At 68.3% G+C, this 11,405-nt stretch carries 9 protein-coding genes and 2 pseudogenes; 6 read left to right on the top strand and 5 right to left on the bottom strand.

The window, feature by feature from the left end; translation table 11 throughout:
- The 4 genes and pseudogenes from ACFXKG_RS18910 to ACFXKG_RS18895 form a co-directional block, all read right to left on the bottom strand.
- The coding region (locus ACFXKG_RS18910; protein WP_384839852.1) for a transposase at nt 1-479 on the bottom strand (479 nt) is incomplete at its 3' end.
- 272 nt (nt 480-751) lie between these two features.
- The gene (locus tag ACFXKG_RS18905; protein ID WP_384839849.1) at nt 752-1,381 is read right to left on the bottom strand and encodes a tyrosine-type recombinase/integrase; all 630 of its coding nucleotides are present in this window, start codon (nt 1,379-1,381) and stop codon (nt 752-754) included.
- Between the two features lie 802 nt (nt 1,382-2,183).
- Complete coding sequence (locus tag ACFXKG_RS18900) at nt 2,184-2,354, bottom strand: hydrophobic protein (RefSeq protein ID WP_384839846.1); 171 nt, start codon at nt 2,352-2,354, stop codon at nt 2,184-2,186.
- Between the two features lie 179 nt (nt 2,355-2,533).
- Nucleotides 2,534-2,632 (bottom strand): annotated as a pseudogene (locus ACFXKG_RS18895) (cyclase); the annotation flags it as partial.
- 83 nt (nt 2,633-2,715) lie between these two features.
- Here ACFXKG_RS18895 and ACFXKG_RS18890 point away from each other — a divergent pair.
- A pseudogene (locus tag ACFXKG_RS18890) lies at nt 2,716-3,060 on the top strand (LLM class F420-dependent oxidoreductase); the annotation flags it as partial.
- A gap of 588 nt (nt 3,061-3,648) precedes the next feature.
- Here the strand turns inward: ACFXKG_RS18890 and ACFXKG_RS18885 are convergent.
- Nucleotides 3,649-4,539, bottom strand: coding sequence for a LysR family transcriptional regulator (locus tag ACFXKG_RS18885; protein ID WP_384839843.1), 891 nt, complete (start codon nt 4,537-4,539; stop codon nt 3,649-3,651).
- Nucleotides 4,540-4,700: 161 nt separating this feature from the next.
- Here ACFXKG_RS18885 and ACFXKG_RS18880 point away from each other — a divergent pair, with 161 nt between their 5' ends.
- The 5 genes from ACFXKG_RS18880 to ACFXKG_RS18860 all read left to right on the top strand — a co-directional run bounded on the left by ACFXKG_RS18880 (nt 4,701) and on the right by ACFXKG_RS18860 (nt 11,112).
- On the top strand, nt 4,701-5,603 hold the full coding sequence (locus tag ACFXKG_RS18880; protein WP_384839878.1) for a DMT family transporter: 903 nt from the start codon (nt 4,701-4,703) through the stop codon (nt 5,601-5,603).
- Between the two features lie 183 nt (nt 5,604-5,786).
- Nucleotides 5,787-6,455: an RNA polymerase sigma factor gene (locus ACFXKG_RS18875; RefSeq protein WP_384839840.1), complete on the top strand. Its 669-nt coding sequence runs from the start codon at nt 5,787-5,789 to the stop codon at nt 6,453-6,455.
- A complete protein-coding gene (locus ACFXKG_RS18870) occupies nt 6,452-7,522 on the top strand; it encodes a CU044_5270 family protein (RefSeq protein WP_384839837.1) in 1,071 nt (356 codons plus the stop codon). The genes ACFXKG_RS18875 and ACFXKG_RS18870 overlap by 4 nt, the downstream gene beginning before the upstream one ends.
- 725 nt (nt 7,523-8,247) lie before the next feature.
- On the top strand, nt 8,248-9,510 hold the full coding sequence (locus tag ACFXKG_RS18865; RefSeq protein ID WP_384839834.1) for an MFS transporter: 1,263 nt from the start codon (nt 8,248-8,250) through the stop codon (nt 9,508-9,510).
- A 606-nt stretch (nt 9,511-10,116) separates the two neighbouring features.
- Nucleotides 10,117-11,112 (top strand): alpha/beta fold hydrolase, encoded by a 996-nt coding sequence (locus ACFXKG_RS18860; RefSeq protein WP_384839831.1) that lies wholly within the window; start codon nt 10,117-10,119, stop codon nt 11,110-11,112.
- Nucleotides 11,113-11,405 lie beyond the last annotated feature (293 nt).

The following is an 11,405-nucleotide window of genomic DNA, read 5'->3' as shown; positions in this document are numbered from 1 at the left end:
TCCGCGCAGGGCCATACCTCCTTGACCCACCCGGCCACCGCGTCGTCGTCCCGCTCGATGGCGCGTCGGGCCGGGACCTGGCAGGACCAGCCGTTGCGCACCAGGAGCTTGCGCACGCCCTGGATGGTGCAGTTCAGGTGGAAGCGTCGGCCGATCACCGTCTTCACACGGCTCAGGGTCCAGCGTTGGTCTTCCCAGCCGTGCGCGGCGGGCCCCTTGGCGAGCTCCGCCTCCAGCTGGGTGAACTGCTTCTCGCTCAGCCTCGGCAACGATGCCGGCCCCTGTGACCGCAGAGCCCGCGGACCGCCCTCGTCCCACATCTGCCGCCATCGCTGCACCGAGCGGACGCTGACCCGCAGGTCCCTGGCGATCACCGAGCTCGCCTCGCCCTGGGCGAAACTCTCGGCGGCCTTCAGCCGTAACACCTCGCGGAACTGCTGCCGTTCGGCGGTCAGCCCGCCCCCTTGTGGATACCGCATGCTCCGGTGATACCGCACGGACGACGAGCCGTCAGCCCCTACGACTCCACGAGTTCAACCTCAGTAGGTGTGCCGCGGAGTCTCCGCGGTCACGTCGAAAACGCGGCGCACGTAGTCCAACGGCACCTGCGCGTGGAACAAATCCTGGATTGCATTATGGAGAGAGTTCACAGTGCTAGTCCGGAGTCAAGAATTTTTGCCGCCTTGCCGATTGATCCCGGCATCAAGAACCTGTAGGTTCTAAACGTTATTTCGATGGAGTTGTGCCCCATCTATTCGGCCACATCGGTAATCGGTATGTTATTCGAGAGGTAGTTTGAGGCGAAGTAGTGGCGCATCGAGTACAGTCGAAGATCTTTCGATATTCCCGAATTCTTTCGGGCTTTGTTCCATCTGTAGCTCGTTATCCCGTTGGTCCAGTGGTTTGCATGGCTTGTTCGGAGCAGGAACTCTTGTTCGCTGTTGCCGCTTTTCTTTATGTAGTCAAGTATGGCCGACCGTGTCTTTGGTGGAAGGGGGACTTCGCGGAATTCTCCTTTCTCGCGGTGCTTGAGGGGGGTGCGTGCTCCTGACTTATTGTGAATCTGTTCGGTTATCCTGTAGACGTCATCGGCGACAATGTTGTTGATATTGACTGCGCATGCCTCTGCGGTTCGAAGGCTGCATCCGGACATGACGTCAACGAGCAGTCTGATTTCATCATCGCTCTCTCTCGCGAGGCGAATCTCTTCGAGGCTCGGTACCACTACTCTCTCGGGGGAGTATTTGGGTTGAATTACTCCATCCATTGCGTTGCAAATGGTTGCACCTTGGCGTTCGGCCGCCTTTAGGGCGGATCGGAGGGTCTGGAAGGAGCGGTATTGGATGCTGTCGCTGACCTTCTCTCTTTCTAGATCTATCAAGAATTTTTTCTGTGACCCGTGGAGTGAAAGTATTCATGCGTCGGCTGCCGAGTCGTGGGATCAGTCAATTATTTAGGGAAGGTTTCACCACCCTGTGTGACCCGTCCGTGAGGTGTCGCTGTTGCTGTAGCCATTCCGTGGCGAATTCCTCGAAGCGCATCTCTCCGAGCTCTCGACGTTGCTCCACGATGCCGGCGGGTGTGGTCCTCTTCTCCGTGTGTAGCTTGATGAGCCTGTCTTTGGCCTCATCCTGGGTGGGGAATCCGCTCTCCTCTCGCTGCTTGCCTTGCGCATCTCTGTACCTGATCACGTAGGAGTGCGGGCAGCGAGTAGGTTTCGAGCATGAGCATGCCTTGTGGAACGTGCCCAATGCCGCTGGCAAGGGTCTTGCTGGTCACGGCGACTGCCTCCGGTGTGATGCTGAGTTTTTGCTGACCTGTTTGCCAGGGCATGCTACCTGACCAGCGCTTTTGCGGTATTCGTGGGCGACGCGGGGGATCGCCCAAGCCCTGCGGTGAGCATGGATGTGCGGGTTTCGTCACCTCTGATGGCTCCTGACTCGCACTCATGCTGAGTCGATTCCGACTTTCCTGATGCACGGTCAGGCCGTGGTCGACCGTCGCGAGAAGCGCTGACTGTGCCGTCCCCCTGTCTGGCTTTTGAGCTGGACGGAGAGGCTTTTTCTGTGATTCGAACAGCCCGGACGCGCAGGGCGCGGCGTCGACGGGAAAGGGCGGCGGAAAGCCTTCGCCGCCCTTTCCTTACCGGTCGTCATGGCCCGGGGGCGCCGTTTCGGATACGGCTACCACCGGTACCAGCGCGACCTCCCCCTGCTGGGGCCGGCGCTCCGCGCGACAAAACCGAGCAGCCACAGGACCAGCACAGCCAGGGCGATCCACCAGAGAACCTTCACCGCGAACCCCGCCCCGAAAAGAATCAGGACGAGAAGCAGTACCAGAAGCAGCGGAATCATTTCAGTACCTCCTGAAGAATCGGATGCCCCGAATTCCCGGTGATACACGGCCTTCCGATTCGGGTGACGGAACGGCCGCGACGCCCGCGTCGGCCAGGGCCCGTTCCGGGCCGTACGGCTGACCGCCCGGTCAGGACGAGGGGATCCGGCCGCGCCAGGCGCCGCTCTTGCCGCCGCGCTCCTCGATGAACTCCTGGGAATTCCTCGAATTGCGTCCACTGGTTGTACGCGGTGTGGATCGGGACCTGGACGTCCACGGAATCCGTGATCGTGCTCATCAGGTGTCTCCTTTCGGCAGAAGGATTCCTGGGTCGACTTGCAGTTCCGAGGGGATCGAAACACCGGTCATTTGTGAGGTGCAGGCGGTACGGGAAAGCCGAGGATCGGCCGGCTCCCCGTCTGCTACGACACCGACAGGGCCGCGGCCGTCGCGCGCGCCTAGGACGAGTTCCGCTGGTCCTTGGGGCCGTGACCGGTCAACTCGGAGCTGCCGAGTCCAGCGGCGTTCGCCGGAGCCACCGGCCACGTCCGTCCGGAGGACATCGCCGAGGCCGTTTCGTGCGGCAGTGACCCGGACGTCTTCGCCGAAGCGGTGCGGCCGTACATCGACGCCGGCTTCACGGAGATCGCGCTGATCCAGATCGGCGGCGAGCACCAGGAGCCCTTCCTCGACTGGTCGGAGAAGACGCTGCTGCCCGCGCTCTGATCAGGTCAACCGAACCAGGTCCAGTCGGCCACCTTCGGCAGGTCCGTGCGGTGCTCGAGCCCGGCCTGCGCGCTCCTTCCGGAACGCAGGCGCGCAACGCCAGGGCTGGGTCGGGGACCTCTTGCGGAATCGTCGACAGGAGGGGACGCGGATGTGCTTTCTCTCCAGCCAGCCCTCTCCAGCCGGGGCCGGCTCGGGTGCCGTCAGATCTGGACGGCCAGAGTGAAGGAGTGCCCCGTCGGGTCCGAGTGGAGCCGGGTGTCCCGCGGCCCGCCATTGTCCTTGGTGTCCAGCGGCCGGGCGGATGCCCGTCCCCGGTGCCGCCGATGGCGCCATCCGCGTGTGTCCATGCGCGACGCGGGCGTCGACTGACATCCCGGCCGGCGGCGACCAGGCCCGCGGCACTCGCGTACGGCTCCCTCTGCGCGGCGGTGCCCGCTCGGGGGTGCGCCGGCTCGGACACACGCTCGCAGGGCAGGACGAACTGGTCCGCTGTCGAGGGCGTGTTCGGCGGTTGTGGGTGGCAGCCCGCGACGATGTTCGGTCAGGCGGGCCGGCCGTTGGGTATGACGCTGATGCGCGGGAGGTTCACACGGGGCGCTCGTTCTTGCGGTAGAGGTCGATGGCGAGGGCGACGGCGGCGTGGGTGGCGGGGTGGGGGTCCTGCCGGCGCCAGACGAGGTGGACCGGGACCGGTTCGGCGTCGCGCAGAGGGCGGTAGGTGATGCCGTCACGGCGGTACTGTGCCGCGGTGGCCTGGGGCGTGACGCCGATACAGCGGCCGGAGGCGATGGCGGCGAGCCAGTCGTCGATGTCGTGGACGTACTCGACGGCGGGTCGTTCGCCCTCGGGCCACAGGTTCACGGCGGTGGTGCCGGTGCGGCGGTCGAGGGCGAGGGTGCGTGTGGCGACTTCGTCCAGGCGGATGCCGCGTCGGCGGGCCCACCGGTCGTCGGAGGCAAGGGCCAGGTAGCGGTGCTCGTGGCCGACGAGGGCGTGTGACCAGGGTCTGAGGTCGAGTGGGGTGCGGATGACGGCGAGGTCGCACAGTCCTTCGACCAGCCCCCCGGTGGAAGAATTGTGGCGAATGAGCCGCAGTTCGGTCTCGGGGTGGTCGTGGTGCCAGCGGCGCTGGAATTCGGTGGTGTGCCGGCCGAAGGCGGACCAGGCGTGACCGATGTGCAGGCGGCTGTGGCCTGCTGTGGCTTCGGCGACGAGTTCGTCGGCGCCGGCGAGCAGAGGGCGTGCGCGGGCGAGGATCTGCACGCCGGCCGTGGTGGGAACGACCGTCCGGCTGGTGCGGTGCAGCAGCCGCACTCCGAGGACCTTTTCCAGGGCGAGCAGGTTCCGGGAGACGGCGGCCTGGGAGATGCCCAGTTCGAGTGCCGCGTCCGTGAAGCTGCCGGTGTCGACGATGGCGACCAGGCAGCGCAAGTGTTTCAGCTCCAGTCCGGTGGAGTTCCTTCGGCGTCCATCCATACGTTCAGCGTATCGATAGCGCTGTAGATGCATTTTGCGTATCCGCGTGGAGGCCGCACGGTGAGGACATGGTGCTGAAGAGCTCGCAGGACGCCGGGCAGGCCCTCGCCGCCGGCGGCACACCGGGCCGTGGCGGGAGCCGCCGGACCGGTGTGGCGTTGATGCTGGGCAGCGGGCTGTCCAACCAGGCCGGAGCGGCGGTGGCAGCGCTGGCATTCCCGGTGATCGGCCCGGCGGGGGTGGTCGCGATCCGCCAGTGGGTGGCGGCCGGAGTGCTGTGGGCGGTCGGCAGACCGCGCCTGCGGTCCTTCACCGCGGCGCAGTGGCGGCCGGTGCTGGGGCTGGCGCTGGTGTTCGCCGTGATGAACCTGTCCCTGTACACGGCCATCGACCGCGTCGGGCTCGGGCTGGCCGTCACGCTGGAGTTTCTCGGCCCGCTGACGGTGGCACTGGCGGGCTCCCGCCGCCGGATCGATGCCCTGTGCGCTCTGGCCGCCGCGGCCGCCGTCGTGGTGCTCACCCGGCCCTCTCCTTCCACCGACTACCTGGGCATCGGCATGGCACTGCTGGCCGCAACGTGCTGGGGCTGCTACATCGTGCTCAACCGCACCGTCGGCCGCCGCCTGCCCGGCCTGGAGGGCTCGGCCGCCGCCGCAGCCGTCTCCGGCGCCCTCTACATCCCCGTCGGCGCCCTGATGCTCTGGCAGCATCCCCCCACCCCGGCCGCCCTCGCCTGCGCGCTGGCGGCCGGAGTGCTGTCCTCGGCGGTGCCGTTCCTCGCCGACCTGCTCGCGCTACGGCGTGTCCCGGCACACTTCTTCGGAGTGTTCATGAGCGTCAACCCGGTCTTCGCCGCCCTGGTCGGCTTCGTCGTACTCCACCAGCACCTCGATGCGGCCGCGTGGGCCGCCGTCTCCGTGATCGTCGGTGCCAACGCCGTGGCCGTCACGGCGGCCTCCCGCAGCGGCCGGGGGCGGTTGACGTCCACCCCCGCGATCCAGGCCGCCTTGAACGACGGAGTGCCCGTGCCCTCGAACGCTCAGAAGCCGCGCAACAGCAGGTAGTGGGCGGAAATCGCGGCGAGCCCGAGCCCGAACACCTGCGGAGGCCGCGTCGGCACCGGCCGTCTGCGGGGCAGGCCGTCCGGCATCGGTGGCCCCGCGGTGTGGCACGGGTCACCGGAACCCCTCGGCCCGGCCGGAGAGGTAGGTGGTGTGAGGTGTACTGAACAGGGAGATCGGGAGCGCATGCGTGCACGTATCAGGGCGGGCGACCGCGAGGCGTTCGCCGCGCTCTACGAGGAGTACGCGCGGGCGGTCTACAACCACGCCTACCGGTTGACGGGCGATTGGTCGACGGCCGAGGAGGTCTTGTCCGAGACCTTCCTCGCCGCCTGGCGTACCCGTCATGCAGTCGAGCCGGAGGGTGACTCGCTGCGGCCCTGGCTGCTCGGGATCGCCACGAACAAGGCGCGCAACGCGAACCGCGGTACAGGGCGGCGCCTGGCCTTCCTGGCCCGCCGCTCCGCCCCGGAACCGGTGGCGGACATCGCGGACGCCACGGCCGGCCGCGTCGACGACGCACGACGGCTCGCCGCGGTCCAGCAGGCACTGGCCGGGCTCCGCCGCCAGGAACGCGAGGTGCTGCTCCTCTGCGTCTGGTCCGGGCTGGATTACGTCGAGGCCGCCGAGGCCCTGGGTATCCCGGTGGGCACCGTGCGGTCGCGGCTGTCCCGTGCCCGTAACCGGCTGCGACGGCTCACCGACGAGGAACTGGGCCGGACGCCGGACGGGTCCGCCCGAGACGCACGACCCGGAGCAGCGGTCCGATCCGCAAGGGAACCCCGCCCCGGCCGCGGAGAGGTAGAGAGCAGGGCCGCGTTCGTGGCCCTGCCCATCCAGGAGGAAGCCCGATGAACGACCGTACCTCCGGCCCCGAGCAGGCCGAACGCGAGGAACTGGGCCGGCTGTTGCCGGCCCCGGCCGAACGGGACCTGCCCCCGGGCCGTCATCTCCACCACAAGGACACCCTGATGCGTCTGATCGACCAGGACGGCGACCGCGCCCCCGCACGCCCCCGCCTCCTGCGCCCCGCCCTCCTGCTGCCCGCCGCCGGACTGGCGCTGGGCGGGGTGCTGCTGACCACCCTCGCCGTGACCGGCCAGGACAGCGCTCCGGCACCGTCCGCCTCGGGTACGGGTTCCCGGGCAGCGGTCCCGCGTGGTGCGACCGTGCTGCTCGACCGGATCGCCTCGGTCGCCGAGAAGAGCGGCGGACAGGCGGCCACCGGCGACCAGTTCGTGTACATCAAGACACTGCAGACCGGGAACGAAGGCGATTTCGGTGGCCCGGTGAAGCTGACCGAGCCCCGCGAGCGGGAGGTCTGGATGTCGCAGAAGGCGGGACCGGTGATCGATGTCGGCCTGATCCACCAGGACGGTTCGTACCTCCCGATCACGGTCGGGGTCCCGGACGGCGAGCCCGCCGTCGGCATCCCGGCGGGCCTCGACCGGCCGACGTACACGTGGCTGGCCTCACTGCCCACCGATCCCGACGCCCTGCTCCGGCGGCTCGGCGCCGAGATCACCCGGGACCAGAACGCGCGCGACACCCCGGCCGAGGACCGGGATCCGGCCCAGGACGCCTTCGACGCCATCGGTGAGCTGCTGCGGGAGACGGTGATGCCGCCGAGGACCGCGGCCGCCCTCTACAAGGCCGCGGCGAAGATCCCCGGCGTGACCGAGGACTCCGACGCGGTGGACGCGGCCGGCCGGCACGGGATCGGTGTGGCCCGCGACAACACTCGGACGGGTGAGCGCACCGCCTGGATCTTCGACTCGGCCACCCTGGAGTACCTGGGCGAACGGAGCTACCTCGTCAGGGATACCTCCATGGGCAAGAAGGGCACCCTGGTCCACGTATCGGCGGTCCTGCAACGCGCCGTGGTCGACGCCCTCCGCGAGGAGCCGTCGACGACGACCTGATCCCGACAGGGAGCCGCCGGGGCGTGGCTCCGCGCCCCGGCACCACGGCAGGTGAACAAGAGGCGGGACACGTGGAGATGCCGGTCCCCTCCTGAAGTGACCGGTTACGGCGCTGGGCGGACGTCCTTCTCATGTCCCGGCGAGGGCGGCGTGCTGGTTCGTGCGTCACGGACTTCCGGCAACTGCCGAAACTCTCGTGTCCCTTGGCCTCGATCCAGTGCCGGAAGGCGTTCCGGAAGGCCACCGTGGCGAGCCGCGCGATCACTTCGGCCGTCCCGGCGTTCACCTGGCGCTGCTCCAGGGCATCGCGGATCGTGGCGGTGACCGCGGCCGTTCCGGTGCGTTCGCGCTCCTGCAGCTCCGGGCCGGCGTCGATTCCCGTGCCGACCGCTCCGCCGATACGCGCCCTGCCTCCGCTGCTCGCGACCGCGGGCGGCACCTGCATGGTTCACCGCTGAGCCGCCCTGACGGCCGAGGGGCTGGGCAGCCGCGCGATCGCGGAACGCCCAACTTCTTCTCCGTGGCCGGACGCGGCCGGACAGGCCACCCGTACGGTTCCGGGCCGACCGGTGTGGCGGAGCAAGCAGGCGGTGTCTTCAAACGCGCGCACGCGCGGAACCTGCCGACCAAAAATTGCGTAGACCGCGGAGGGTCGCGGCGTGAGATCGTCGCCTTGGTCGGAATCAACGGCATACGTGGGACGGTGAGCGGTGGCCGGCTCGGACATGACCCGTGACCTGCAAGCCAAGGAGACCTCGTCCGATCCGCCGCTGTGGACAGCGGATTTCCGGCTGTTCTTCACCGCCCGCACCACCTCCTTGCTGGGCGACTCGATGCTCCCCGTCGCGATCACAGCCGCCGTGATCCAGGCAGGGTACGGGGCGAGCGGCGTGGGCTATGCGCTCGCCGCGCTCGTAGCGCCGTTCGCGGCGTTGATCATCTTTGGCGGGGTCATGTCCGACCGCTTCGGTGCTCGGCGTCTGATGGTCGTTTCGGACACGGCCAGGCTGTGCTCTCAAGGAGTGCTCGCGCTGCTGTTCCTGCTCGGTACACCGCAGTTGGGGCAGATCCTGGTGCTGCTGGCCCTGATTGGGGCGGGCGGCGCAATCTTCCAGCCGGGAGTTGCCAGCATCACCCCGCTCATAGCCCAGGACGTGCAGAAGGCCAACGCCACCCTCCGTATCTCGGAGTCCGTCTCAGTCGTCATCGGACCGTCTCTGGCCGGTCTGCTGCTGGCGGTCTCCTCTCCTGCGGTGGTGGTCGCTCTCGACGCTTTGACCTATGCGGCCAGCGGCGCCTGCCTCCTGTTGCTTCGCTCGGTCCCGATGGGCCCGGCTGAGCGGGACGGCGAATCGTCGTTCCGGGCCGATCTCGTCGAGGGCTGGAGGGAGTTCCGGGCCAGGACCTGGCTGTGGAGCGTCATCGTCGTCTTCATGCTCTGGCAACTCGCCGGGGCCGGCCCCGCTATGACCCTCGGGAACAGCGCGCTCGTCACCGACTACGGAGCATCGGCGTTCGGTCTGGTCATGTCGTCCCTCGGAGCGGGAAGTGTGCTGGGCGGGCTCGTCGCGATCAGGCTCCGCCCGCGGTATCCGCTCCGGGCCGGCGCCCTCTCCATGGTTCTTTGGGCGTTCATGCCGTTGGGTGTCGCTCTCGCCCTTCCCGCGCCGCTCATCGCCGGGTGCTACGGGGTGAGCGGCGTGGGCATGGCGTTCTGGATCGTCATGTTCCACACGAGCGTGCAGACCCACATCCCGCAGAATGTCCTCGGCAGGGTACATGCGTACGACGCGGCCGGCTCGCTGGTGATGAAGCCGGTCGGGCAGGCGGTGGCCGGGCCGCTCGCGGTCGTCGTGGGGGCCGTGCCGCTGCTGTCCGTGTCCGCGTCCATGGCGCTCGTTGCCTGCGCACTGCTGCTGGCGATCCCGGCCGTGCGCGGCCTGAAGAGCGTGGAGCGTCAGGCTGCGCCTTCAAATGATTTTGAGTAGTGAACAACTCCTGCTGCTTCAGCTGCACTTGGTGGTCGCGGGGCTGCTCGGAAGCGGCCGAAGTGCTCCGTCTCGATGAGCTGTTCCGGCTGATTCGTCTGCGCCGCTCCGTCTCTCCTGGGCGTGGCCGGGTTCAATGGTGTGCGGTGGGGCCGCGTCCGAAGGGGGCAGGGCGTGAGTGGACCGTCGCCAGGAATACCTCCGGTACCTGGGGACCCGCCGGGCCCAGTACCGGGTCCGCCGGTTCCGCCGGTGCCGAGCGCGGCGCCGGACCCAGTCCTGCTCGCGCCGGCCGACGCCACGCTCCACTCGTGATCCGGGGGCTTGAAGGCGCCCCTCCCGGGCGACCCGAATGACTGGCGGCGCCGCCGTCGAACTCGATGCCGCACCAGCCATGACCGGCTACAGGCCACGTTCCGTCACGTCCCGTGGCTCGGCCCCCCTCGCGCATCCTTCCGCACCGATCGGTTCAGAAGTGCTACAGTCTCCTCCGTATCGATCGGTACCGATCGGTACTTAAGTGAGCGGGGGGCGACCGCCTGTGCGCCGCCACTCCGCGGCAGGCGAACGTGACGAAAGTCCGCGAAACGCGAGGGAGTTCCGCATATGAGCCCCAACAAGTCCGACGGCCCCGAGCTCTCCCGCCGACCTGGCAGACGTGATGTGCTCGGCGTCACCGCGGGTGCCGGCGCTGCGGCCCTGCTCGGCCTGACGGCCGGCCCCGCCGCGGCCGCCCCGGGGGACCGGAAGCCGAGGGTGCCGAGGCTCAGGGGTTTCGCAAGACGCTTCGCCGAGGTCAACGGCACGCGGCTGCACTATGTCGTCGGAGGCCAGGGTGACCCCCTGGTCCTGCTTCCCGGGTGGCCGCGCACCTGGTACCAGTTCCACAAGATCATGCCGCCACTGGCGCGGCACTACCAGGTGATTGCCCCGGACCTGCGCGGCATGGGTGACTCCGACAAGCCCGCGGACGGGTACGACAAGAAGACCATGGCCCGGGACATCTACGAGTTGCTTCGAGCCCTCGGACACAGCCGGGCTTATATCGCGGGCGAGGACATCGGGTCGATGGTGGCGTACAGCTTCGCCGCGAACCACCCCGAAGCGACCCGGAAGGTCGCTCTGTGGGAGGCCGGGCATCCTACCGAGGTGTTCAACGAGATGCGCATGCTGCCCCAGCCGGGCCAACCGGCACCGTGGTGGTTCGCGTTCAACCAGCTCGACCAGTTGCCCGAGCAGCTCCTCGAAGGGCGATTCCGTTTCATCATCGACTGGCTGATCGGCCTTCAGGGCGGGGACCCCAAAGCCTTCGGTGAGGAGGCCCGAGCCATTTACGCCGCCGCGTACGACACGCCGGATGCGATCCGCGGGGGGAACGGCTGGTACCAGACCTTCCAGCAGGACATCGCCGATCTGAGGGATTACCCGGTACTGACCATGCCCCTGCTCGGAATAGGGGGGAAGTACTACGAGCTCCTTCTCGCGCAGATGGAGGGATTGGCGGCAGACGCACGCTACGTCGAGTTGAAGGGGGCGGGACACTACCTCGCTGAGGAACGCCCCGACGACATCGTGCGGGAACTCACCGCTTTCTTCGCGTAAACCCGGACCGTGACGGGCGTGAGCAATTGCCCCTCGGGGGATCCGGCCTCCCGCGAACCAGGGAGGCCGGTCTTCGGTCAGGACCCCTCGCCGGGTCCGACCGGGCCGGACCCGGCGGGCATGGTCATGGTCGCACTCGGCCTGGCGCCGCTCCTCGCCCTCACGGCAATCCGCGCCACCCGCGCCGAAGCCAGGACTACGAGGGTGCCCAGCGGGTGCTGTTCCGGGGGCGAAGGCGCTGCGCCGTTGGTGGGAAGCATGAGGCGATCCGGCTGCGTCCGGTGACAGGGGTG

The organism is Streptomyces sp. NPDC059255 (assembly GCF_042752355.1).
Classification (GTDB): Bacteria; Actinomycetota; Actinomycetes; order Streptomycetales; family Streptomycetaceae; genus Streptomyces.
Note: the sequence above shows the minus strand (reverse complement) of the source record. Positions and strands in the feature narration are given on the sequence as shown.